Source organism: Methylobacterium sp. PvP105, from assembly GCF_017876975.1.
GTDB lineage: Bacteria > Pseudomonadota > Alphaproteobacteria > Rhizobiales > Beijerinckiaceae > Methylobacterium > Methylobacterium radiotolerans.
In genome coordinates this window covers 3,219,563-3,242,381 of the sequence record NZ_JAGIPA010000001.1, presented here as the reverse complement: position 1 = coordinate 3,242,381, position 22,819 = coordinate 3,219,563, and the positions used below count along the sequence as shown (strand labels likewise).

Here is a 22,819-nt window from a genome sequence, read left to right as displayed (position 1 = left end):
ATGACCTCCGGCCAGAAACCCCGCGCCTTCCGGATCAATCCCGAGCCGGCCGCCGCGCCGAGCGTGACCACGACGCCGCTCGGCCCCCGGCCGCCGCAGGCCCGGATCGTGGAGGAGCCTTTCGAGATCGTCGACGCCGCGGACGGCGTCGCCGTGCCGGTGGCGCCGCGGCGGCGCTCGCCCTGGGGCGCCCTGTTCCTCTCGGCGGTGGGCGGCCTCGTCTCCCTGGGCGTCGGCCTGTCGGTCGAGCGGATGATCAGCGACCTGTTCCAGGCCGCCCCCTGGCTCGGCTGGGTGGCCCTGGCGCTGCTCAGCCTCGCGGCGCTCGCGCTGCTGGCGATCGTGGTGCGGGAACTCGCCGGCCTGCGGCGGGAGCGCAAGATCGAGCGGCTGCGCCAGTCGGCGCTGGACGCCCTCGCGACCCGCGACCACACCGGCGCGCAGGCGGTGGTCCAGGCGCTCTCGACCTTCTACGCGGACCGCGACGCCCTGGCGGCGGGCCGCGCCCGGATCGACGCGGCCGCCGACGCGATCCTCGACGTCGACGACCGGATCGGCCTCGCCGAGCACGAGCTGCTGGCCGGGCTCGACAGGCAGGCGCGCAACGCCATCGCGACAACGGCCAAGCAGGTCTCGGCGGTGACGGCGCTCAGCCCGCGGGCGATCGTGGACGTGGCCTTCGTGGTGTTCGCGGCGGTGCGGCTGCTGCGCCGGATCGCCGCGATCTACGGCGGCCGACCGGGCTTCCTGGGCTTCCTGCGGCTGGGGCGCGCGGCGCTCGCGCATCTCACGGTCACCGGCGGGATGGCGGTGGGCGAGAGCGTGATGCAGCAGGTGCTGGGTCTCGGGATCGCCGCCCGGGTCTCCGCCAAGCTGGGGGAGGGCGTGCTCAACGGGCTGATGACCGCCCGGTTCGGGCTCGCGGCGCTGAACGTCTGCCGGCCGCTGCCGTTCGTGCGGGAGGCCCCGCCGCGGCTCGCCGACGTCGCCGGCGAGCTGCTGCGCTCGGCCGAGGCCGAGCCGAAATAGTGGCGGGCTACTTGGCGCCCGCGGCGGCGCGGCGGTTGGCGATGCGCGAGAACATGTTGCCGGTGTAGTCGGCGGTCTTCGGCTTCTCGGGCTCGCCGAGCTTGGCCTCGAAGGCCTCGATCCGCTTGAGCAGCGTCACGTCGTTGAACAGCGAGCTGTTGAAGTTGCTCTGGGCCCGGGGGCCGAGGGCGGTCTGCACCGCTTCGAGTCGTTCCAGAAGCTCTTTGCGCGTCACGGTGCTCTCCAGGGGCGGCTTCGGGACGAAGGACCGCCCGTGCCGCCACTGAAGAGGGCGGTGGTAAACAGCGCGTTAATGCGGCCCCACCGGTTCACCCCGGCCGCGGGGACACCGACCGTCCTCACGCGCGCGGCGGCGCTCGCAGGCTCACAGCCCCTTCAGGAACCCGGCGAGCCGCATCAGCCCCTCGGGCCAGGGCCCGTGCCCGCTCGCCACGTTGAGGTGGCCGGACTCGCCCGCGTCGACCGTGAGCGCGCCCCAGGCATGGGCGAAGTCGTCCGCCCGCTCGTAGCGGCAGTACGGGTCGGTGCGGCTGGCGACCAGCAGGGACGGGAAGGGCAGGGGCTCGCGCGGCACCGGCGCGAAGGTCCGGACCGAGTCGGGCAGGTCCGGCGCCTCCTCGACATCCGGGAGCGCCACCAGGAGGGCGCCGCGCACCACCCCCGCGGGGAAAAGCGGGACCGCCTCGACGCAGGCCACCACGCCGAGGCTGTGGGCGATCAGGATGACCGGGCGCGTCGCCGCCGCGACCGCCTCGGCGATGCGCCCGCACCACGCCTCCGGGGTCGGGGCGTGCCACTGGTCCTGCTCGACCACGCGCGCGGTGGCGAGGCGGCCCGCCCAGCGGGCCTGCCAATGGTCTTCCTCGGAGCCCCCGAGCCCCGGGACGATGAGGATGTCGCAATCGGCGGTCTTCATACCGGGATGCCTAGTGCGGACCGGCGGACGCGTCGAGACCGTCCCGTCACTCGGCCGCGATCGGCGCGGCCGCCTCGAGCGCCAGGATGTGACGGGCGATCTGCACGGAGGCGCAGTTCTTCGCCTTGGCCTCGATCTCGAAATCCGCCCAGGCGAGGTGCCGGGCGACGAGGTCGTTCACCGCCCGGTTCCACATCATGTCGGAATGGGCCGCAAGATCCCGGACCGCGTGGCCGGCCGCGCGCAGGGCCGGGAAGTCGGGCAGGGAGTCCGGATCGCAGGCGGCGGAGACCGCCTCGCGCGACACGCTGATGTGGGCCACGGGCCGGACGCCGCGCCAGGACTCCGTCACCCGGGCGATCCGGGGATCGTCCGGCTCGAGATATTCGCCGCCGCTCTCGACCCAGTGGTGGTGCAGGTCGAGCACGACCGGCACGGTGTCGGCGAGCCGCAGCACCGCGTCGAGGCCGAAGACGTTCTCGTCGTTCTCCACCGTCACGAGGTCGCGCGCCACCCGGCTCGCCCGGGGCAGGGTCTCGCGGAAGCCCTCGACCCCGGGATCGCCCGCGCCGACATGGATGTTGATGTGGGCGCCGTGCGGGTGCCAGCCGCCGCCGTAGCCCATCCGGTCGAAGATCTCGGCGTGGTAGTCGAGCTCGGACAGGCCGTTGGCGATCGCCGCCGGGTTGCGGCTCGCCAGCAGGCAGAACGGTCCCGGGTGGAAGCTCAGGCGCACCCCGAGCCGGCGGGCCAGCGCCCCGGCCTCGGCGAGGCCGCGCTCGACGAGCGCCGCCATCTCGGGCTCGGCGTAAAGCGCCTGCGCGATCGGGTGGGTGTAGCCCGGCAGGACGTTGCTCGCCATGCGCAGGAGGCGCTCCAGCGGCGGCCGGGCCCCGACCCAGTCGATCTGGCGGGCGAGGGCGTCGAGGTTGTGGGCGACGAGGCCGGCGAGCTTCGCCCGCCGGGCGGCGGGCTCCAGCTTGGTGAGATAGGCCATCGTCACGCTGGTGAGGTTCATGTGCAGCGTGGCCTCGCGCTCCGCCTTGAGGGTGGCGTGTGTGCCGGGAGGCTCGTCCAGGACGAACTTGCAGCAGAATCCGAGACGGGGCTGATCGCGCATGACGAGCACAACGCGCGAAGGGCTGCGGCGTCCCCGTGCGACGCGCGGAACGGCCGCGGCACGACGACGTTGGGAGTCCCGAGCGCGGCAGTTCCGCGCACTGGCTCCGACCCATGCCCCCGTCACCGACGCGTTCGACCGCCTCCTCCGAGACCGGCTCGATCCTCTGGATCCTGATGCTCGGCTCGGCGCTGGTCGCCCTCGCGGCGGCGCCGGCGCGGCGCGGCGTGCCCGCGGTTCTTCCCGCCGACGAGCCGCCGGCCGACCGCGACCCGCCCTGCGACGACGCGGGCCTGCGGAAGGGCGTGGCCGCGGGCGCGCGCTCGATCTCCGGGCGCGCCGCGCAGCTCACCGCCGCGACCCAGCCCGAGCGCGGTCGCGCCGCCGACAGCCCCGCCGAGATGACGCGGTCCGGCTGGAAGGACATCGCCGTCCGGGTCTACCTGGAATTCAACAAGGACCGGGTCCTGGCGGTCGCCGCCGGCGTGACCTTCTACACGCTGCTGTCGCTGTTCCCCGCCATCGCCGCGCTGGTCTCCTGCTACGGCCTGTTCGCCGACGTGACCGTCATCAACGATCACCTCGCCCAGCTGCACGCGGTCCTGCCGTCCGGCGCGGTCGAACTCATCGGCGACCAGGTCAAGCGCATCGCCGCCAAGGGCAGCGGCTCCCTCAGCATCACGTTCTTCTCCAGCCTGCTCCTGTCGATCTGGAGCGCCAACGCGGCCATGAAGGCGATGTTCGACGCGCTGAACGTCGTCTACGAGGAGGAGGAGAAGCGGAACTTCTTCTGGCTCAACCTCCGGTCGCTCACCTTCACGGTCGGCGCCCTGCTGTTCATCATCGTCGCGCTCAACGTGATCGTGGTCGTGCCGGTGGTGCTGAACTTCCTGGGGCTCGGCTCGACCGCTTGGCTGCTCGCGGCCCTGCGCTGGCCGGCGATCCTGATCGTCCTCCTCGGCGGCCTGTCGGTGCTCTACCGGTTCGGGCCGAGCCGGGAACATGCCCGCTGGCGCTGGGTCGGGGTCGGCAGCGTCGTCGCGGGCCTGCTCTGGCTCGCCGCCTCGCTCCTGTTTTCCTGGTACGTCGCCAATTTCGGCACCTACAATGAGACCTACGGCTCGCTGGGGGCCGTGATCGGCTTCATGACGTGGATCTGGATCTCGTCGACGATCGTGCTGCTCGGGGGCGAGATCAACGCCGAGCTGGAGCACCAGACCGCCCGCGACACCACAACGGGCGCGCCGCTGCCGATGGGCGCGCGCCAGGCGCGGATGGCCGACACCGTCGGCGCCGCCGCCTGAACGCGGCGTCTTCGGTCCCCGGGACGCCTGCGGCATCCTCCGGGACTGCCGGAGACGGCGCGCGTTCCCTATATAGCGTGGCGAAAAGGGAGATCGCCATGGCCGACACGCCGACCACCAGCCCGGAGACCCGCAGCGACGCCGAGTGGCGCTCGGCGCTGACGCCGGAGCAGTACCGGGTCCTGCGCGAGCACGGCACCGAGCGGGCCGGAACGAGCTGCCTGCTCGCCGAGAAGCGGGCCGGGACCTTCACCTGCGCCGGCTGCGGGCAGCCGCTGTTCGAGCAGGGCACCAAGTTCGAGTCCGGGACCGGCTGGCCGAGCTTCTTCGAGCCGATCGACGGCGCCGTCGGGACGACGGTGGACCGCAGCCACTGGATGGTCCGCACCGAGGTGCACTGCGCCCGCTGCCAGGGCCACCTCGGCCACGTCTTCGACGACGGCCCGGCGCCGACCGGCCTGCGCTACTGCATGAACGGCGCGGCGATGAATTTCGAGCCGGCTGAATGAGTCGCGCGTCCCGCTAACCTGGGTTCGGAAACCGGGCGCGAAAGCCGGGATATCGGGGACAGGCAGCGCCGTGGCCGGATCCTCGACCCGATCCGGTCTTGATTTCGTCGCGTTTTTGCTTAGCGCTCTATAGTCTCAGGTTGTCGCTGTCCGGTGATTGGCGACGGAAGCGGTCAGGCTCTGACGAATACGGCGTGGCAGTCAGCTTATACGCCGTGCGGGTCGGCTCCACGTGCCCCCTTCCGTGCGGCCCGGCGGCGCTGAGGGCTGTCCGCCGGATCGGCGCACCGCCGACCAAGCGGGAGGGGTTTTGAGTTCATGAGCACCGTTCGCCGATTTCTGGTCGCACCGTCCCTGGTCCGCCTGATCCGCAAGGAGCGGGGCGGCGCCCGGATCACCGAGGGTCACTTCGCGCCCCAGGGCGGCCGCGCCTCGTACGTGCGCGTCGACGGCCAGGTCTGCCAGCTGGTCCTGGTGAACAAGGGGCCGGACGGCATCCCGGTCGAGGAGCGCACCGACGTCCCGCGTGCCCACGGCGACGCCCTGCTGGACGTCTGCCCCGGCAAGGCCGCCTACGACCGCACCACCCTGAATGCCGGCGGGCGCGAGATCGCCATCGACCGCTACGTCACCCCCGGCAGCCTGGACCTGATCAGCGTCGCCTTCGACAATGACGGCGAGGCCGCCGGCTTCCATGCCCCGAGCTGGTTCGGCCGCGAGGTCAGCAACGAGCCGGCCTTCGAGCGGGCGGCGCTGGCCATCCAGGGCGTGCCGGCTGCCGAGGAGGTGGCGCTGAGCAACGCCGCGCTGGACGCGGTGCTGGACCTGATCGAGCCCCGGTTCGGCTTCGGCCGCTACGGCAGCAGCAGCCGGACCACCGAGTCCGACGAGGGCGCGATGGGCGCCATGCGCCGGGCCGCGGCCCCGGCGGCTCCGGCCGCCGCAGCGCCGGTCGTCGCGGCCCCGCCGCCGGCTCCGGAGCCCGCCGCCTCCGCCCCGCGCCCGCCCGAGCCGGCCCCGGAGCATCACCCCGAGCCCGAGCCGCAGCCGGAGCCCGCGCCGGAAGCGGCCGCGCACGCCGCGCCGGCCGCCGAGACGCCCGCCCCGCAGGGCGGCACCGGCGACGCCCTGCACGGGGATGCCCGCATCGACGACGTCATCGAGAGCCTGTCGCAGGCGCTCGGCGCGGCGATCCACCAGCAGCCCGATCCCGCCGCCGAGAACAAGGACGGGAAGAGCGATGATCCCGCCTCGATGTTCGAGCGCTGGACCGTCCGCCCCCGCCGGACCCAGCAGCAGACCTGACGCGCGGCGCGCCCCGCGGCGCAACGACGCGAGACACGGCCGGGCCGCAGCGCAGACCGCGCTGCGGCCCGTCTGCTTTCGCGGGTCCGCGGCTCTGCCGGACGCGCGAAGTCTTCGCCCGGGACTGACAGGTTTTTGTCACGGATGGTTCCGGGCCGATAAGCGTGCAGCCGTTGAGGCGCCGGGTGATAATCGCTAGCGTGCCGGCAAATCGGGAGGGTGCGCGGTCGTCGCACGGGATGGACATGGCACAGGCAATCCAGGCGACGGCTCCCGCCGCAGCGCCCCGCGAGCCCTGGTACAAGGTGCTCTACATCCAGGTGCTGATCGCCATCGCGCTCGGCGTGCTGCTCGGCTGGTACGACCCGGCCACCGGCAAGTCGATGAAGTGGCTCGGCGACGCCTTCATCGGCCTGATCAAGATGATGATCGCGCCGATCATCTTCTGCACGATCGTCCACGGCATCGCGTCGATCGGCGACCTGAAGAAGGTCGGCCGCGTCGGCCTGAAGGCGCTGGTCTACTTCGAGGTCGTGTCCACCATCGCGCTGCTGATCGGCGTCATCGTCGGTGAGGTGATCCGGCCCGGCGCCGGCTTCAACGCCGACCCGTCGAAGCTCGATGCCAGCAAGGTCGCGACCTACGCCAGCAAGGCGGCGGCCGATTCCACGGTCGCCCACATCCTGGCGATCATCCCGAAGAGCTTCCTCGACCCCTTCGCCACCGGCGACCTGCTGCAGGTGCTGCTGATCTCGATCCTCACCGGCGTCGTGGTGACGAATCTCGGCGATCGGGCGGCCTCGGTGAACCACGCGATCGACACGGCCGGCCAGATCTTCTTCCGGATCATCGGCATCGTCGTGAAGCTCGCCCCCGTCGGCGCCTTCGGCGCCATGGCGTTCACGATCGGCGAGTACGGGATCCAGAAGGTCTACGACCTCGCGTGGCTCGTCGGCACCTTCTACATCACGGCGCTGCTGTTCGTGCTCGTGGTGCTCGGGGCGATCGCCCGGGTGGCGGGCTTCTCGATCCTGCGCTTCCTCGCCTACATTAAGGACGAGTTGCTGATCGTGGTCGGCACGTCGTCCTCCGAGACGGTGCTGCCGCAGCTCATGACCAAGATGCGCCGCCTCGGCGCCTCGGACTCGGTCGTGGGCCTCGTGGTGCCGACCGGCTACTCGTTCAACCTCGACGGCACCAACATCTACATGACGCTGGCGACGCTGTTCCTCGCGCAGGCCGTGGGCGTGGACCTGTCGATCAGCCAGTACGCGACCATCATCCTGGTGGCGATGCTGACCTCGAAGGGCGCCTCGGGCGTCACCGGCGCGGGCTTCATCACCCTGGCGGCGACGCTCTCGGCGATCCCCAACAGCCCGGTCCCGGTCGCCGCCATGACCCTGGTCCTCGGCATCGACAAGTTCATGTCCGAGTGCCGCGCGCTCACCAACCTCGTGGGCAACGGCGTCGCCTGCGTGGTGGTCAGCCGCTGGGAGGGCGAGCTCGACGTCGCCAAGCTCAACGAGGTGATGGCCCACCCGGTCGCCATCGGCACCCACATCGCCGACGAGGCGCCGCAGCCGATGGGCACCGACAGCAAGGTCGCCGCCGCCGAGTGATGGGATCGCCCGCGGCGGAGAACACAGGTCGCCCGCGCCTCGGCATCGATCTCGGCGGCACCAAGATCGCCGGGATCGTGCTCAGCCGGGACGGGACGACCCTGGCCGAGGCGCGGATGCCCGCCCCGCGCGGCGCCTACCGGGCCACCGTCGAGGCCGTGGCCGACCTCGTCCTGCGTCTCGAGGCCGAGGCCGGCGCGCCCTGCAGCGTCGGCATCGGCATGCCGGGGAGCCTGTCCCCGGCGACGGGCCTCGTGCGCAACGCCAACTCGCACTGGCTCAACGGACACCCGTTCGCGGCCGATCTCGGCGCGCGCCTGGAGCGCCCGCTGCGGATCGAGAACGACGCCAATTGCCTGGCGGTGTCGGAGGCGATCGACGGCGCCGGGGCCGGGGCCAGCGTGGTCTGGGCGGTGATCCTGGGGACCGGCGTCGGGTCCGGCATCGCCCTCGACGGTCGGGTGCTCACGGGCCGCAACGGCATCGCGGGTGAGTGGGGCCACGGCCCGCTGCCGGCGCCCCGCGACGACGAGCGGCCGGGCGCCGCCTGCTACTGCGGTCGCCGGGGCTGCGTCGAGACCTGGCTGTCCGGTCCCGGCCTGGCGGCGGACCACGCGCGGCGGCACGGCGGCAGCCTCGCCGCCGAGGCGATCGTCACCGCGGCCCGGGCCGGAAGCCCGGCGGCACGGGAGACGCTCGCCGTCCATCTCGAGCGGCTCGGGCGTGCGGCCGCCCAGGTGGTGAACCTCCTCGACCCGGACGTGATCGTGATCGGCGGCGGCCTGTCGCGCATCCCGGAGCTGATCGCGGGCCTGCCGGCGGCGATCGCCCCCCACGTCTTCTCCGATGCCTTCGACACGCCCGTGCGGGCGAGCCTGCACGGCGACGCCTCGGGCGTGCGCGGGGCGGCGTGGCTGTGGGAGGCGGAGGCCGGCTGACAGCGGCCCAAGGCTTGCCCGACGCTTGCCCGAGACTTGCCCGACGCTTGCCCGAGCCCGATGGAACTGCCGAGCTCACGGAGACGTCGCTTGCGGGTCCGGAGGGGGCAGGGCAGGACGGCGGCACCGCATCGCCGAAGTCCCGATGATCGTCCGCACCCGGCCCAGCCTGCTGACCCTGCTGTTCACCCTGCGCGGCTCGATCCTGCCGCGGGTGGCGCCCAAGCTCGCCGGGATCATCGCAGTCTCGTGCGCGGTGGTGTGGGCGGAGTCGCGCTGGCCCGCGCTGTTCCCGATCAGCGCCGGTGTGACGCCGTTCACCGTGGTCGGGCTCGCCCTCTCGATCTTCCTGAGCTTCCGCAACAACGCCTGCTACGAGCGCTGGTGGGAGGCCCGGAAGCACTGGGGCAACCTGATCGGCGAGGTGCGCAACCTCGCTCGCTCCCTCCCGGCCCTGCTGCCCGAGCGGGAGGCCGCGCTCCAGCTCCGGCGCCTGTCGGCCTTCGCGCACGGCCTCCACGCCCGCCTGCGCGACCTGGACGAGGCCGCCGCCGTCGACCGGACCAGCCCGGGTTCGGACCTGTCCGGTCCGAACCCCACCGACTCGGTCCTGGCCGCCATCACCCGCGACCTCGCCGCGCTGACGCGCGCGGGCCGGCTCAGCGACATCCAGTTCGGCATCCTCGAGGCCCGGATCGAGGCGCTGTCGGGCGTGCACACCGCCTGCGAGCGGCTCGCCAACACGCCGCTGCCCTTCGCCTACACGCTGCTCGTGTACCGGACCGCGTGGCTCTACTGCCTGCTCCTGCCGGTGGGCCTCACCGGCTCGCTCGGCTGGGCGACCCCGATCGTGGTCGCGCTCGTGGCCTACACGTTCTTCGGCCTCGACGCCCTCGGCGACGAGCTGGAGGAACCGTTCGGCACCGAGCCCAACGACCTGCCCCTCGACGCCATGGTCCGCGCCGTGGACCGCATCGTCCACCACGCCCTCGGCGAGCCGATGCCCCAGGCGCTGGCGCCGGACGGGTACTGGCTGCGCTAGCGCCTACCCGTTCCAGGCGCGCAGCACGGGCTCGGTCCGGTCGTGCTCGTAGCCGAGGACCGAGACGCTCGCCGTGCCGAGGACGAGGAGCGCGCCGCCCCGCGGCTCCAGGCCGATCCAGCGCGCGGCGAGCACGCGCAGGACATGCGCGCTGGAGAACACGATCAGGTCGGCGTCGCGGGCGCGGGCCCGGGCGATGACCCGGTCCGCCCGGACACCGACGTCCGCCGCCGTCTCGCCGCCGGGGCAGCCGTCGCGGAACAGGCGCCAGTCCGGCCGCTCGGCCAGGATCGCCTTGGTGGTCCGGCCCTCGTAGGCGCCGTAATCCCACTCCGCGAGATCCGGGTCGATCATGCGGCGGTCGCCGAAACCCGCCAGCGCGCAGGTCGTGGCCGCCCGGCTCGACGGGCTCGACCAGACCTCCGCGTAGGCGCGGGCCGCCAGGCGCGGGGCGAGGGCGCGCGCCGCCTCCTCGCCCTCCGGCGTCAGGGGGATGTCGCTGCGCCCGGTATGCTGACCGGACAGGCTCCAGGCGGTCTCGCCGTGGCGGACCAGCGTGATCTGCGGGAACGGGCTCTCGGCCATGCGCGCCTCCCGGGCGCGCGGTCCGCGGCCCTGCCATCGATCCTGCCGTCAACGCGGCCGCCGCGCTACCGTCTCATCGGCTCGGCACGATCGCCTCAGGCCGGTTCAAGATCGCGCTTGCGTCCGCGTCGAAACGGACATAAACATATCTTTATGTCTATCGAACGCAGGCAAGAGGCGGGGTCGATCCCCTTTCCGGAAGCCCTGGGCGTCCTGCGTGCGGCCGCGGAGGAGACGCGCCTGCGCATCCTGGCGCTCCTCGTCGAGGGTGAGCTGTCGGTCTCCGACCTCACCGACATCCTCGGCCAGTCCCAGCCGCGGATCTCCCGCCACCTGAAGCTCCTGGTGGAGGCAGGGCTGGTCGAGCGCCACCGCGAGGGGGCCTGGGCGTTCTTCCGGCTGTCCGACGCCCGCGCCGGCCTGGCGGACCCGCTGCTGTCCGGGCTCGACCGGACCGCGCCGCCGCTCTCGGAGGACCGCGCGCGGCTCGACGCCGTCCGGGCGCAGCGGGCCGAGGCGGCCACGACCTTCTTCGCCCGGCTGGCTCCCAAATGGGACGAGCTGCGCTCCCTGCACGTGCCCGAGGCGATCGTGGAGGCCGCGGTGCTCGACGCCCTGGGCGACCGCCCGATCGGCAGCCTGATCGATCTCGGGACCGGCACCGGCCGGATGCTCGGCCTCCTGGCGCCCCGGGCCGGCCGGGCCACCGGCCTCGATTCGAGCCACGCCATGCTGTCCGTCGCCCGGGCCAACCTGGAGCGCCAGGGCCTCGCGCGGGTCGATCTGCGGCAGGGCGACATTCACGCGCCGCCCTTCGCGCGGGCGAGTTTCGACCTCGTCGTAGTCCATCAGGTGCTGCATTATCTCGACGACCCGGCCCGGGCGCTCCGCGGCGCCGCGCGGCTCGTGGCGCCGGGCGGCCGCCTGCTGGTGGTGGATTTCGCGCCGCACGATCTGGAGTTCCTGCGCACCGGACAGGCCCACCGGCGCCTCGGCTTCTCGGCCGACCAGGTCTCCGGCTGGCTCGCCGAGGCCGGCCTCGCCACGGTCGCCACCTGCGATCTGGCGCCGCGCGAGTCCGGCCAGCTCACCGTCACCCTCTGGCTGGCCCAGGACGGGCTGGCCCAAGACGGGCTGACCGACACAGAACAGCCTCAGCGCGCCGTCGCCTGAGACACCGAACTCCGCAGACTTCGTCTGAACCGACCGACATAGAGGACGAGACCCCGATGCGCCGCTCCACCCACCGCGCCAGCCGCGACGGCTACCACCCGATCCGCGTCTCGATCGAGTTCTTCCCGCCGAAGACCGAGGAGATGGAGAAGATCCTCTGGGCCTCGATCGAGCGCCTTGCCCCGCTGCAGCCGAGCTTCGTCTCGGTGACCTACGGGGCCGGCGGCTCGACCCGCGAGCGCACCCACAACACGGTGGCCCGGATGGTCCGCGAGACCAGCCTCAAGCCCGCCGCCCACCTCACCTGCGTCGACGCCTCCCGCGAGGAGATCGACGCGGTGGTCCAGTCCTACTGGGATGCAGGCGTGCGCCACATCGTGGCGTTGCGCGGCGACCCGGCCGAGGGCGTCGGCCACGCCTACCGGCCGCATCCGGAGGGCTACGCCTCGACCGCCGAGCTGGTCGAGGGGATCAAGCGGATCGGCGACTTCAAGGTCTCGGTCTCGGCCTATCCCGAGAAGCACCCGGAGGCGGCCTCGCTCGATGCCGATATCGACGCCCTGAAGGCCAAGGTCGATGCCGGGGCCGATCAGGCGATCACCCAGTTCTTCTTCGAGAACGAGATCTACCTGCGCTACCTAGAGAAGGTCCGGGCGGCCGGGATCACGATCCCGATCATCCCGGGCATCCTGCCGGTGCAGAACTTCAAGCAGGCGGCGAACTTCGCCCGCCGCACCGGCGCCTCGGTGCCCTACTGGCTGGCGGCCCGGTTCGAAGGGCTCGACGACGACAAGGAGACCCGCCGCCTCGTCGCCGCCGCGGTGGCGGCCGAGCAGGTGCTCGACTTGGTGGACGAGGGGGTCAATGACTTCCACTTCTACTCGATGAACCGCTCGGATCTGGTCTACGCGATCTGCCACCTGCTCGGCCTGCGCGCCCAGGCGCCGAAGCTGGCGGCCGCGAAGGCGGCGGCTTAGATTTCAGTGGCGCCCGGTTCGGGCGTGACTGGGGGTGACTGCTATGGCTGAGCCGCAGGATATGATCGTTCCGCTCCTCAGGGAGCTGAGGACCGAAATTCGGGATCTGAGACAGGACAACACGCGCGAATTTGCAGTCGTCAATCAGCGTCTGGAGCATATCGAAGGGCGCTTGGCAAACATGCGCGAGGCGATCAACGGCGAATCGGTCCTGGGCCGCTACGCCGCCGCAGAAGTCGAGGAGCGGCTCGAAGCGATCGAGAAGCGCCTCACCGCCCTGGAGAAGGCAGGCTGACCGCAGCCGGTCCGAAATACCCGCATATCCCACCCTCCACCTCATCCTGAGGTGCCGCGCGAGCGGCCTCGAAGGGGGGCTCCAGGGAACACCGAAATATCTGGAGGCCTCCTGCGAGGCCTCCGCTTCGCTCCGGCACCTCAGGATGAGGTGGCTGATGGGATCACCCGAATGACCGCTTTTGCCCCCGTTGACGGCACCGAGATCGCCAAGGCTCTGCGCCAGCGCGCGGCCGAAAAGATCCTCGTCCTCGACGGGGCGATGGGCACCGTGATCCAGCGGCTGAAGTTCTCGGAAGAGGATTTTCGCGGCGACCGGTTCAAGGATCACGGCCACGACCAGAAGGGCAACAACGACCTCCTGATCCTGACCCAGCCCGACGCGATCCGGCAGATCCACCTCGACTACTTCCTGGCCGGCGCCGACGTCTGCGAGACCAACACCTTCTCGGGCACCACCATCGCACAGGCCGATTACGGCATGGAGTCGATCATCCACGAGCTGAACGCCGAGGGGGCGCGGCTCGCCCGGGAGGCCGCCAAGCTCGCCGAGGAGAAGGACGGCCGCCGCCGCTTCGTGGCCGGCGCCATCGGCCCGACGAACCGGACTTTGTCGATCTCGCCCGACGTGAACAACCCGGGCTTTCGGGCCGTGACCTTCGATCAGGTCAAGCAGGCCTATGTCGAGCAGGTCCGCGGCCTGATCGACGGCGGCGCCGAGCTGATCCTGATCGAGACGATCTTCGACACGCTGAACGCCAAGGCCGCGGTGGCGGCGGCGTGGCAGGTCTTCGACGAGACCGGCATCCGCCTGCCGATCCAGATCTCCGGCACGATCACGGATCTCTCGGGCCGCACCCTGTCGGGCCAGACGCCGGCGGCCTTCTGGCACTCCCTGCGCCATTCCGAGCCGCTGACCTTCGGCCTCAACTGCGCGCTCGGCGCCCGGGAGATGCGCGGCCACATCGCCGAGCTGTCGCGGATCTGCGACACGCTGGTCTGCGCCTACCCGAATGCCGGCCTGCCGAACGAGTTCGGCCTCTACGACGAGAGCCCGGAGGCGATGGGCAAGCTGGTCGGCGAGTTCGCCGAATCCGGCCTCGTCAACATGGTCGGCGGCTGCTGCGGCACCACGCCGGACCATATCCGCGCCATCGCGGAGGCCGTCGCCGGCAAGGCGCCGCGGCCGATCCCCGAGGTGCCGCGCCTGATGCGGCTCTCGGGCCTGGAGCCCTTCGTCCTCACGCCGGAAATCCCCTTCGTGAACGTGGGCGAGCGCACGAACGTCACCGGCTCGGCCAAGTTCCGCAAGCTCATCACCAACGGCGACTACGCGGCGGCGCTCGACGTCGCCCGCGATCAGGTGGCAGCCGGCGCCCAGGTGATCGACGTCAACATGGACGAGGGCCTGCTCGACTCCCAGAAGGCGATGGTCGAGTTCCTGAACCTCGTCGCCGCCGAGCCCGACATCGCCCGGGTGCCCGTGATGGTCGATTCCTCGAAGTTCGAGGTGATCGAGGCCGGCCTGAAGTGCATCCAGGGCAAGCCGATCGTGAACTCGATCTCGATGAAGGAGGGCGAGGAGAAGTTCATCGAGGCCGCCAAGGTCTGCCGCTCCTACGGGGCCGCCGTGGTGGTGATGGCCTTCGACGAGCAGGGGCAGGCGGATTCCTACGAGCGCAAGGTCGAGATCTGCACCAAGGCCTACCGGATCCTGACCGAGCAGGTCGGCTTCCCGCCCGAGGACATCATCTTCGATCCGAACATCTTCGCCGTCGCCACCGGTATCGAGGAACACAACCCGTACGGCGTGGCCTTCATCGAGGCGACCCGCACGATCCGCGAGACCCTGCCGCACGCCCATATCTCGGGCGGCGTCTCGAACCTGTCCTTCGCGTTCCGCGGCAACGAGCCGGTGCGCGAGGCGATGCACGCGGTGTTCCTGTTCCACTGCATCAAGGCCGGCATGGACATGGGCATCGTCAATGCCGGCCAGCTCGCCGTGTATGACGAGATCCCGGCGGAGCTGCGCGAGCTGTGCGAGGACGTGGTCCTCAACCGCCGCGACGATTCCACCGAGCGCCTGCTGGAGGCCGCCGAGCGCTTCAAGACCGGCGCCTCGGCCCAGGCCAAGACCGCCGACCTGACGTGGCGCGAGGCGCCCGTCGAGAAGCGCATCGAGCACGCGCTGGTCAACGGCATCACCGAGTACATCGTGGCCGACACCGAGGAGGCGCGACAGAAGGCCGAGCGCCCGCTGCACGTCATCGAGGGCCCGCTGATGGCCGGCATGAACGTGGTCGGCGACCTGTTCGGCTCCGGAAAGATGTTCCTGCCCCAAGTCGTGAAGTCGGCCCGCGTGATGAAGCAGGCGGTCGCCTATCTCGAGCCGTTCATGGAGGAGGAGAAGCGCGCCAACGGCGGCGACGGCAAGCGCCAGGCCGCCGGCAAGGTGCTGATGGCCACCGTGAAGGGCGACGTCCACGACATCGGCAAGAACATCGTCGGCGTCGTGCTGGCCTGCAACAACTACGAGATCATCGATCTCGGCGTGATGGTGCCGGCCGCCAAGATCCTGGAGACCGCCAAGACCGAGAAGGTCGACATCGTCGGCCTGTCCGGCCTGATCACACCGTCGCTCGATGAGATGGTCCACGTGGCGGGCGAGATGGAGCGCGAGGGTCTCGACGTGCCGCTGCTGATCGGCGGCGCCACCACGAGCCGCGTCCACACGGCGGTGAAGATCCACCCGGCCTACGCCAAGGGTCAGGCGGTCTACGTCACCGACGCGAGCCGCGCGGTCGGCGTGGTCTCGAGCCTGATCTCCAAAGAGACCCGCGGCGCCACGATCGAGAAGGTCCGGGCCGAGTACGCCAAGGTCGCCGACGCCCACAAGCGGTCGGAGGCCGACAAGCAGCGGCTCCCGCTCGCCAAGGCGCGGACCAACGCGTTCAAGATCGACTGGTCGGCCTACAAGCCGGCCAAGCCCAGCTTCACCGGCACCCGGGTCTACGGCTCCTACGAGGTCGCGGACCTCGTGCCCTACATCGACTGGACGCCGTTCCTGCAGACCTACGAGTTCAAGGGCCGCTTCCCGGCGATCCTGGACGACCCGGAGCAGGGCCCGGCCGCCCGCGCCCTCTACGAGGACGCGCAAGGCATGCTGAAGCAGATCGTGGAGGAGCGCTGGTTCAACCCGAAGGCGGTGATCGGCTTCTGGCCGGCCAACAGCGTCGGCGACGACATCGCGCTCTACACCGGCGAGAGCCGGTCGGAGCGGCTCGCCACCTTCCACGGCCTGCGCCAGCAGCTCTCGAAGCGCGACGGGCGGTCGAACACCTGCCTGTCGGACTTCGTGGCGCCGGCCGAGACCGGCATTGCCGATTATGTCGGCGGCTTCGTGGTCACGGCGGGTCTGGAGGAGGTGCGGATCGCCGAGCGCTTCGAGCGGGCGAACGACGATTACCGGGCGATCCTCGTGAAGGCGCTCGCCGACCGCATCGCCGAGGCCTTCGCCGAGCGGATGCACGAGCGGGTGCGCAAGGAGTTCTGGGGCTACGCGGCCGACGAGGCCTACGGCCCCGATGAGCTGGTGCTGGAGAAGTACGACGGCATCCGCCCGGCCCCGGGCTACCCGGCCCAGCCCGACCACACCGAGAAGACGATTCTGTTCGACCTGCTCAAGGCCGAGAGCCGGATCGGCGTGAAGCTCACCGAGTCCTACGCCATGTGGCCGGGCTCGTCGGTGTCGGGGATCTACATCGCCCACCCGGAGGCGCACTATTTCGGCGTCGCCAAGGTGGAGCGGGATCAGGTCGAGGATTACGCCGCCCGCAAGGGGATGGATGTCCGCGAGGTCGAGCGCTGGCTCGGGCCGATCCTGAACTACGACCCGGCGCGGTACCTGCCGCAGGCGGCCGAGTAGGGCGGGCCACCGCCGTCATCGTGAGCGGAGCGAAGCGACCCAGGGCAGCGCGACATCGGTCAGCGTGGCGCTATCCTGGATTGCTCGCCCCGCCCGCGAGGACGGCCCGGCGGCCCCACCGGCCGTCCAGCCTCAGCAGGTCCCGGCGCCCCGCGTATTCACGTACAGCGCATAAACCGAGTGCGAGGCCGTCATCAGCAGCAGGTTGCGGTTGAGGCCGCCGAAGCACAGGTTGGCGCAGCGCTCGGGCAGGCGGATCCGGCCGATCAGCTTGGCCTGCGGCGAGAGCACGATGACCCCGTCCTCGGCCTCGCTCATCCCCCAGCCGCACCAGAGATTGCCGTCGACGTCGACGCGGAACCCGTCCGGCGTGCCGGTGCCGGCGTCGTAGAACACCCGCCCGTTCGCGGTCTTGGTGCCGTTCTCGACCACGTCGTAGACGCGGATCAGGCGGTTCGGCTTCGCCCGCGCCTCGATGACGTAGAGCTTGGACTCGTCCGGCGAGAAGCAGAGCCCGTTCGGACCCGCCACGCCCTCGACCGCGACGCTGGCCTGCCCCGTCCTGGGGTCGATCCGATAGACGGTGCCGGGCAGTTCCGGCGCGGCCATCGCCTCGTGCGGGTTCGGCCCGAAGGCCGGATCGGTGAACCACACGGCTCCGTCGGAATGGCAGACGACGTCGTTCGGCGAGTTCAGCGGCTTGCCGTCGAACCGGTCGAGCAGCGTGGTGAGGCTGCCGTCGTGCTCGGTCCGGGTGACGCTGCGAGTCCTGTGCTGGCAGGTGATCAGCCGTCCCTGCCGATCGCGGGTGTTGCCGTTGGCATAGTTCGATGGCTTGCGGAACACCGAGAGTGCGCCCGACGCCTCCTCCCATTTCATGATCCGGTCGTTGACCACGTCGCTGAACAGCAGCGATCCCATGTCGCCGAACCAGACCGGCCCCTCGGCCCAGCGGAAGCCGGTGGCGACCCGCTCCACCGTCGCCGAGGCGAGGCGGTACTTGGCGAAGGCCGGATCGAGGATCTCGACGGCCGGGTCGGGCACCCGCTGCGACGGCTCCCAGCCGGCTCCGGCCGCCCGCGCGGCGCCGAGCAGGGCCGCTCCGGCGAGCAGCCCCCTGCGTGCGATCATGACCATGGTCCCTCCCTGTGGTGCGGCCCGCCGCCTGTTGCCGACGGCTCGGGCCGGTCAGTGAATCTCGGGTTCCGGGATCCCCCCGGCGCCCTCCAGAAAGTCGAAATCGCACCCCTCGTGCGCCTGCCGCACGTGCTGGGCGAACAGCCGGTTATAGCCGCGCGGATAGACCCGGTCCGGCGGCCGGAACGCCTTCACCCGCGCCGCGATCTCGGCGTCGTCGAGATGCAGGTGGATCCGCCGCCCGGGCACGTCCACGGTGATGCGGTCGCCGTCGCGCACCGCCGCGAGCGGGCCGCCCGCAGCGGATTCCGGCGCGACGTGCAGGATGCAGGCGCCGTAGCTGGTGCCGCTCATCCGCGCGTCCGAGATCCGGACCATGTCGCGCACGTCCTGCCGGAGCAGGACCTTGGGGATCGGCAGCATGCCCCATTCCGGCATGCCGGGGCCGCCGATCGGCCCGGCATTGCGCAGGATCATCACGTGGTCGGGGGTGACGTCGAGGTCGAGGTCGTTCACCGCGGCGTTCATCGCGTCATAGCTGTCGAAGACCAGCGCGGGACCGGTATGGTTCAGGAAGCGCGGGTCGGCGGCCGGCGGCTTGATCACGCAGCCGTCCGGGGCGAGGTTGCCGTAGAGGATCGCGGTCCCGCCCATGGCCACGATCGGCCGGTCGAGCGGACGGATCACGTCGTCGTTGAAGACCTTCATGCCGGCGAGCCCGTCGCCGATCGTGCCGCCGGTGACCGAGCGGGCGTCGAGGCGGAGCAGGGGGGACAGGCGCGCCATCAGGGCACGGATCCCGCCCGCGATGTGGAAATCCTCCATCAGCCACTGACCCGACGGCCGGAGGTTGGCGATCACCGGCACCCTCTGGGCGAACTCGTCGAACTCGGTGAGCTTGACCGGGATGCCGGCCCGGCCTGCCATGGCCACGAGGTGGATCATCGCGTTGGTGGAGCCGGCGAGCGCGTTGTGGACGACCAGCGCGTTGTCGATCGAGCGGCGGTCGAGGATGTCGGACGGCTTCAGGTCCTCCCAGATCATCTCGACGATCCGCCGGCCGCAGGCGCCGGCCATCCGCGGATGATCCGCGTCCGCTGCCGGGATCGAGGCCGAGCCCGGCAGGGACAGACCCAGCGCCTCGGTGATCGCCGTCATGGTCGAGGCCGTGCCCATGGTCATGCAGGTCCCGGCGGAGCGGGCGATGCCCGCCTCCATGTCGTTCCACTGCTGGGTGGTGATGTTCCCGGCCTCCTTCTCGGCCCAGTACTTCCAGACATCCGAGCCGGAGCCCAAGATCGTGCCGCCGAAATGCCCGCGCATCATCGGTCCGGCCGGCAGGAAGATCATCGGCAGGTCCATGGAGATGCCGCCCATCACGGTGCCGGGCGTGGTCTTGTCGCAGCCGCCCATCAGCACCGCGCCGTCCACGGGATGCTGGCGCAGCAGCTCCTCCACCTCCATGGCCAGGAGGTTGCGGTAGAGCATCGTGGTCGGCTTGACGAAGTTCTCGGACAGCGACAGCGCCGGCAGCTCGATCGGGAAGCCGCCCGCCTGCCAGACGCCGCGCTTCACGTGCTCCACGCGCTCGCGGAAATGCTGGTGGCAGGGGTTGATGTCGCTCCAGGTGTTGATGATGCCGACGATCGGCTTGCCGGTGAAATCCGCCCGCTCGTAGCCCATCTGCAGCATGCGCGAGCGGTGGCCGAAGCTGCGCAGGTCGGTGGCGCCGAACCAGCGCTGGCTGCGCAGGTCGTCCAGGGTCTTCTTGCGCGCGGTCATCGCTCTGTCTCCGGTCTCACGCGTTCGGCCCGGCCGGGCGGACGGCGGCGAGCGTGATCGCCGCGGAGACGAGCGCGCAGGCCGCCAGGAAGTAGAGGCCGGCCTCGTAGGTGCCGGTGTGATCCTTGAGCCAGCCCAGGACGTAGGGGCCGACGAAGCCGCCGAGATTGCCGATCGCGTTGATCAGCGCGATCCCTCCCGCGGCCGCGGGCCCGGCCAGGAACTCCCCCGGCATCGCCCAGAAGGCGGGCTTGCTCCCGTAGAGCCCGAGCGTAGCCGCCGACATCGCCGTGAGCGCCCAGAGACTGCCCAGCACCGGTCCGGAGGCGAAGAGGCCGAGGGCGGCGACCAGGGCAGCGATCGCGAAGTGCCAGCGGCGCTCGTCGCGCCGGTCCGACGACCAGCTCCAGGCGATCATGCCCAGGGTGCCGACGCCGTAGGGCACCGCCGTGGCGACGCCCGTCTCCCAGTCGGTGAGGTGCAGGCTCTTCAGGATCGGCGGCAGGAAGAAGGTGATGCCGTAGGTGGCGGTGCCGATACTGAAGTAGATCGCCCCCAGCGCCAGCACGCGCCGGTCGGTGAGGACCTGCCCCAGGGTGAAGTGCCCGTGGGTCCTGACGGTGCCGTCCCGCTCTGCCGCGAGCTCCGCCTCCAGCCACAGCCGCTCCTCGACCGTGAGCCACGCCGCCTGTTCGGGCCGGTCGGTCATCAGCGCCAGGACCGCGAAGGCCAGCAGGATCGAGGGCGCCGCCTCGAGGAGGAACAGCCACTGCCAGCCGTGCAGGCCGAGCGCCCCGTCGAGCTGGAGCAGCGCCCCCGAGATCACGGCGGTGAGGGCGTTCGAGCCCGGGACCGCCAGGAACAGCGCGGCGACCACGCGCGCCCGGTACCGCTTCGGGAACCAGTAGGTGAAATAGAGGATCACGCCGGGGAAGAAGCCGGCCTCGGCCACGCCCAGCAGGAAGCGCAGGGCGAGGAAGCTCGCCGGGCCGGTGATGAGGGCCATGCTGCCCGCCACAAGCCCCCAGGTGACCATGATCCGGGCGATCCAGAACCGCGCCCCGGCGCGCTCCAGCAGGACGTTGCTCGGCACTTCGAAGATGACGTAGCCGAGGAAGAAGATGCCGGCCGCCCAGCCGTAGACCGTGGCGGAGAACCCGAATTCCCGGTCCAGCCCGAACGAGGCGAAGCCTACATTCGTCCGGTCCATGTAGGCGACGAAGTAGATCAGGACGATCAGCGGCAGAAGACGCCGCGACACCTTGGCGATCGTCCGCCGCTCGATCTCCGGCGCCGCATCGCCCCCGTGCAACCCCGCCGCCATGGCGTCCCCCCGAGCCGAATCCGACGCGTCCCGGCCCGTTGCCGAGCGCGGGCCGGGACGGAGCGGGCCGGTGCGGCACGCTCAGCGACCGGTCCGCGTCCGCCAGGCGGCGAAATCGGCGAGGCTCTGTTCGTCGGTGGCAGGGTAGAGGCCGAGGATTGTGCGGCCCTTGCGAACCTCCTCAGTGACGAAATCCTCGTAGGCGGTCATCTCCACGGCCTCGTCGGCGACCGCGTCCGCGAGGTGGGCCGGGATCACCGCCACCCCGTCGCCGTCGCCGACGATCACGTCGCCGGGGAAGACGGGCGCGTCGCCGCAGCCGATCGGCACGTTGATGTCGATCGCCTGGTGGACCGTGAGGTTCGTCGGCGCCGACGGGCGCGCGTGGTAGCTCGGCATCTCGAGCCGGGCGATCTCGTCGGCATCGCGGAAGCCGCCGTCGGTGACGAGCCCGGCGCAGCCGCGCACCATCAGCCGGGTCGCCAGGATCGAGCCCGCGGAGGCGGCACGGGCGTCCTTCCGGCTGTCGATCACCATCACGGCGCCGGGCGGGCACTCCTCCACGGCCTTGCGCTGCGGGTGCGCGCGGTCGCGGAACACCGTGATCGGGTTCAGGTCCTCCCGGGCCGGGATGTAGCGCAGGGTATAGGCCTCGCCGACCATCGTCGGGCCGCCGGCCTTCAGGGGCAGCACGCCCTGGATCATCTGGTTGCGGAAGCCGCGCTTGTAGAGGGCGGTCATCAGCGTCGCCGTGCTGACGGTCTTCAGCTTGGCGCGCGTCTCAGGGGACAACCCGGACATCCGCTTCTCCTCCCCGGGCCTCGGTCTCCACGCCCGGCAACGGTGACAATCACCCGTCGCTTGCGCCGGCCTTGGCTCCTGCCCGCGCTGCGCGCGGACTGATATCCCAAGTCTTGAGTAACGCGCCGCGCGGCGCCATTGTCAACCGGCGCAGGTTGCGACGGATACGGGCACATATCGACGGGGAAGTCCTTGGCCGGATTGGAATTTGCGGGCCGCGGGCGCGCGACGCCGGCGGACGCGCCGAGGCCGCGCTCGCTCGCCGAGACCGCCTACGACGCCATCGAGCAGATGATCATCAGCCGCCGCCTCGCGCCCGGCGCCATGGTCTCAGAGGGCGAACTCGGCGCCGAGCTGGGCCTCGGCCGGACCCCGGTCCGCGAGGCGCTGGCGCGGCTGAAGATGATCGGGTTCGTGGAGGTCCACCCGCGCCGCGGCGTCCTCGTCACCCAGGTCGACATCATCAAGCACCTCGAACTGCTGGAAGTGCGGCGCCCCCTCGACGAGACCGTGGCCCGCTGCGCCATCGCGCGCGCCACCGAGGCCGACGTGGCGCGGCTGCTGGACTGCGTCGGCGGGCTGCGCAGCACCGCCGAGGCCCGTGATCGAGAAGCGTATTTCCGGCACAAGCGCGCCCTGCACGAGGGCCTGGTCGGCGCCGCCCACAACCCGACGCTCACCGGCACCATGGCGGCGCTCCACGCGCAGTCGCGCCGGTTCTGGTACACCTACGAGCCGACGGCGAGCTTCCCGGACTGCGCCGCGATCCACGCGGCGATCGTGTCGGGCATCGCGGCGCGGGACGCGGGTACGGCCCTTGCCGGGATCGGGACGCTGTTCGACTTTCTCGACCAGATGACCCGCCGGGCCCTCGACCGGCGGCCCCTCGTCTGACAGGTTGACCGCCCCGAACCCGTCCCTATCCTGAAACTGGGATATCAGACGCATCTCAGCGGCGGGCGGATCCACGGCCGATCCCGGCACCACGCCCCGGATGCGGCCCGAGCGCCAGGGAGGA

At 71.2% G+C, this 22,819-nt stretch carries 20 protein-coding genes; 12 read left to right on the top strand and 8 right to left on the bottom strand.

Annotation, left to right across the window (positions count from 1 at the left end; genetic code table 11):
• Positions 1 to 1,029 (top strand): YcjF family protein, encoded by a 1,029-nt coding sequence (locus tag J3A75_RS15610; RefSeq protein ID WP_012319111.1) that lies wholly within the window; start codon positions 1 to 3, stop codon positions 1,027 to 1,029.
• 7 nt (positions 1,030 to 1,036) lie between these two features.
• Here the strand turns inward: J3A75_RS15610 and J3A75_RS15605 are convergent, their stop codons facing one another.
• The 3 genes from J3A75_RS15605 to J3A75_RS15595 form a co-directional block, all read right to left on the bottom strand.
• Positions 1,037 to 1,264 (bottom strand): hypothetical protein, encoded by a 228-nt coding sequence (locus J3A75_RS15605; RefSeq protein WP_012319110.1) that lies wholly within the window; start codon positions 1,262 to 1,264, stop codon positions 1,037 to 1,039.
• 150 nt (positions 1,265 to 1,414) lie between these two features.
• Positions 1,415 to 1,966 carry an RBBP9/YdeN family alpha/beta hydrolase gene (locus tag J3A75_RS15600; RefSeq protein WP_012319109.1) on the bottom strand — a complete coding sequence of 184 codons (552 nt, stop codon included), beginning with the start codon at positions 1,964 to 1,966 and terminating at the stop codon, positions 1,415 to 1,417.
• Between the two features lie 46 nt (positions 1,967 to 2,012).
• The gene (locus J3A75_RS15595; RefSeq protein ID WP_071000679.1) at positions 2,013 to 3,086 is read right to left on the bottom strand and encodes a UV damage endonuclease UvsE; all 1,074 of its coding nucleotides are present in this window, start codon (positions 3,084 to 3,086) and stop codon (positions 2,013 to 2,015) included.
• Positions 3,087 to 3,199: 113 nt separating this feature from the next.
• Here J3A75_RS15595 and J3A75_RS15590 point away from each other — a divergent pair, with 113 nt between their 5' ends.
• The 6 genes from J3A75_RS15590 to J3A75_RS15565 all read left to right on the top strand — a co-directional run bounded on the left by J3A75_RS15590 (position 3,200) and on the right by J3A75_RS15565 (position 9,803).
• Complete coding sequence (locus J3A75_RS15590) at positions 3,200 to 4,390, top strand: YihY/virulence factor BrkB family protein (protein WP_209650417.1); 1,191 nt, start codon at positions 3,200 to 3,202, stop codon at positions 4,388 to 4,390.
• 98 nt (positions 4,391 to 4,488) lie between these two features.
• Positions 4,489 to 4,899, top strand: a complete 411-nt coding sequence (gene msrB / locus J3A75_RS15585; protein WP_012319106.1) for a peptide-methionine (R)-S-oxide reductase MsrB — start codon at positions 4,489 to 4,491, stop codon at positions 4,897 to 4,899.
• Between the two features lie 318 nt (positions 4,900 to 5,217).
• Positions 5,218 to 6,204 (top strand): hypothetical protein, encoded by a 987-nt coding sequence (locus tag J3A75_RS15580; RefSeq protein ID WP_012319105.1) that lies wholly within the window; start codon positions 5,218 to 5,220, stop codon positions 6,202 to 6,204.
• Between the two features lie 245 nt (positions 6,205 to 6,449).
• The gene (locus J3A75_RS15575; RefSeq protein WP_012319104.1) at positions 6,450 to 7,823 is read left to right on the top strand and encodes a dicarboxylate/amino acid:cation symporter; all 1,374 of its coding nucleotides are present in this window, start codon (positions 6,450 to 6,452) and stop codon (positions 7,821 to 7,823) included.
• Positions 7,823 to 8,761: an ROK family protein gene (locus J3A75_RS15570; protein WP_012319103.1), complete on the top strand. Its 939-nt coding sequence runs from the start codon at positions 7,823 to 7,825 to the stop codon at positions 8,759 to 8,761. The genes J3A75_RS15575 and J3A75_RS15570 overlap by 1 nt, the downstream gene beginning before the upstream one ends.
• A 145-nt stretch (positions 8,762 to 8,906) precedes the next feature.
• Complete coding sequence (locus J3A75_RS15565) at positions 8,907 to 9,803, top strand: bestrophin family protein (RefSeq protein WP_012319102.1); 897 nt, start codon at positions 8,907 to 8,909, stop codon at positions 9,801 to 9,803.
• A gap of 3 nt (positions 9,804 to 9,806) precedes the next feature.
• Here the strand turns inward: J3A75_RS15565 and J3A75_RS15560 are convergent, their stop codons facing one another.
• Positions 9,807 to 10,388: a histidine phosphatase family protein gene (locus J3A75_RS15560; protein WP_070999451.1), complete on the bottom strand. Its 582-nt coding sequence runs from the start codon at positions 10,386 to 10,388 to the stop codon at positions 9,807 to 9,809.
• A gap of 153 nt (positions 10,389 to 10,541) precedes the next feature.
• Between J3A75_RS15560 and J3A75_RS15555 the strand changes: the two genes are divergently transcribed.
• The 4 genes from J3A75_RS15555 to metH all read left to right on the top strand — a co-directional run bounded on the left by J3A75_RS15555 (position 10,542) and on the right by metH (position 16,757).
• Entirely contained in the window at positions 10,542 to 11,561 is a 1,020-nt protein-coding gene (locus J3A75_RS15555) for an ArsR/SmtB family transcription factor (RefSeq protein WP_070999450.1), read from the top strand.
• A gap of 56 nt (positions 11,562 to 11,617) precedes the next feature.
• Positions 11,618 to 12,538 (top strand): methylenetetrahydrofolate reductase [NAD(P)H], encoded by a 921-nt coding sequence (gene metF / locus J3A75_RS15550; protein WP_029359478.1) that lies wholly within the window; start codon positions 11,618 to 11,620, stop codon positions 12,536 to 12,538.
• Between the two features lie 43 nt (positions 12,539 to 12,581).
• Positions 12,582 to 12,833, top strand: a complete 252-nt coding sequence (locus J3A75_RS15545) for a hypothetical protein (protein ID WP_029359480.1) — start codon at positions 12,582 to 12,584, stop codon at positions 12,831 to 12,833.
• Positions 12,834 to 13,004: 171 nt separating this feature from the next.
• Complete coding sequence (gene metH, locus J3A75_RS15540) at positions 13,005 to 16,757, top strand: methionine synthase (RefSeq protein WP_209650416.1); 3,753 nt, start codon at positions 13,005 to 13,007, stop codon at positions 16,755 to 16,757.
• A 132-nt stretch (positions 16,758 to 16,889) separates the two neighbouring features.
• On the opposite strand, the gene J3A75_RS15535 is transcribed toward metH, so the two are convergent.
• From J3A75_RS15535 to J3A75_RS15520, 4 genes are all read right to left on the bottom strand, one after another.
• Positions 16,890 to 17,894 (bottom strand): SMP-30/gluconolactonase/LRE family protein, encoded by a 1,005-nt coding sequence (locus J3A75_RS15535; RefSeq protein ID WP_089231347.1) that lies wholly within the window; start codon positions 17,892 to 17,894, stop codon positions 16,890 to 16,892.
• A 51-nt stretch (positions 17,895 to 17,945) separates the two neighbouring features.
• A complete protein-coding gene (araD, locus tag J3A75_RS15530) occupies positions 17,946 to 19,676 on the bottom strand; it encodes an L-arabinonate dehydratase (protein WP_209650415.1) in 1,731 nt (576 codons plus the stop codon).
• Positions 19,677 to 19,692: 16 nt separating this feature from the next.
• A complete protein-coding gene (locus J3A75_RS15525) occupies positions 19,693 to 21,000 on the bottom strand; it encodes an MFS transporter (protein WP_012319095.1) in 1,308 nt (435 codons plus the stop codon).
• Positions 21,001 to 21,081: 81 nt separating this feature from the next.
• The gene (locus tag J3A75_RS15520) at positions 21,082 to 21,801 is read right to left on the bottom strand and encodes a ribonuclease activity regulator RraA (RefSeq protein WP_012319094.1); all 720 of its coding nucleotides are present in this window, start codon (positions 21,799 to 21,801) and stop codon (positions 21,082 to 21,084) included.
• Between the two features lie 192 nt (positions 21,802 to 21,993).
• Between J3A75_RS15520 and J3A75_RS15515 the strand changes: the two genes are divergently transcribed.
• A complete protein-coding gene (locus J3A75_RS15515; protein WP_070999446.1) occupies positions 21,994 to 22,695 on the top strand; it encodes a GntR family transcriptional regulator in 702 nt (233 codons plus the stop codon).
• Positions 22,696 to 22,819: the final 124 nt, after the last annotated feature.

Bases quoted from the DNA above. Each gene is read 5' to 3' on its own strand.
- J3A75_RS15520 (WP_012319094.1), bottom strand. From the start codon at position 21,801: ATGTCCGGGTTGTCCCCTGAGACGCGCGCCAAGCTGAAGACCGTCAGC.
- J3A75_RS15600 (WP_012319109.1), bottom strand. From the start codon at position 1,966: ATGAAGACCGCCGATTGCGACATCCTCATCGTCCCGGGGCTCGGGGGC.
- J3A75_RS15595 (WP_071000679.1), bottom strand. From the start codon at position 3,086: ATGCGCGATCAGCCCCGTCTCGGATTCTGCTGCAAGTTCGTCCTGGAC.
- J3A75_RS15545 (WP_029359480.1), top strand. From the start codon at position 12,582: ATGGCTGAGCCGCAGGATATGATCGTTCCGCTCCTCAGGGAGCTGAGG.
- J3A75_RS15565 (WP_012319102.1), top strand. From the start codon at position 8,907: ATGATCGTCCGCACCCGGCCCAGCCTGCTGACCCTGCTGTTCACCCTG.
- msrB (WP_012319106.1), top strand. From the start codon at position 4,489: ATGGCCGACACGCCGACCACCAGCCCGGAGACCCGCAGCGACGCCGAG.
- J3A75_RS15535 (WP_089231347.1), bottom strand. From the start codon at position 17,894: ATGGTCATGATCGCACGCAGGGGGCTGCTCGCCGGAGCGGCCCTGCTC.
- J3A75_RS15590 (WP_209650417.1), top strand. From the start codon at position 3,200: ATGCCCCCGTCACCGACGCGTTCGACCGCCTCCTCCGAGACCGGCTCG.
- J3A75_RS15555 (WP_070999450.1), top strand. From the start codon at position 10,542: ATGTCTATCGAACGCAGGCAAGAGGCGGGGTCGATCCCCTTTCCGGAA.
- metH (WP_209650416.1), top strand. From the start codon at position 13,005: ATGACCGCTTTTGCCCCCGTTGACGGCACCGAGATCGCCAAGGCTCTG.
- J3A75_RS15560 (WP_070999451.1), bottom strand. From the start codon at position 10,388: ATGGCCGAGAGCCCGTTCCCGCAGATCACGCTGGTCCGCCACGGCGAG.
- J3A75_RS15570 (WP_012319103.1), top strand. From the start codon at position 7,823: ATGGGATCGCCCGCGGCGGAGAACACAGGTCGCCCGCGCCTCGGCATC.
- J3A75_RS15580 (WP_012319105.1), top strand. From the start codon at position 5,218: ATGAGCACCGTTCGCCGATTTCTGGTCGCACCGTCCCTGGTCCGCCTG.
- J3A75_RS15575 (WP_012319104.1), top strand. From the start codon at position 6,450: ATGGCACAGGCAATCCAGGCGACGGCTCCCGCCGCAGCGCCCCGCGAG.
- J3A75_RS15525 (WP_012319095.1), bottom strand. From the start codon at position 21,000: ATGGCGGCGGGGTTGCACGGGGGCGATGCGGCGCCGGAGATCGAGCGG.
- araD (WP_209650415.1), bottom strand. From the start codon at position 19,676: ATGACCGCGCGCAAGAAGACCCTGGACGACCTGCGCAGCCAGCGCTGG.
- metF (WP_029359478.1), top strand. From the start codon at position 11,618: ATGCGCCGCTCCACCCACCGCGCCAGCCGCGACGGCTACCACCCGATC.
- J3A75_RS15610 (WP_012319111.1), top strand. From the start codon at position 1: ATGACCTCCGGCCAGAAACCCCGCGCCTTCCGGATCAATCCCGAGCCG.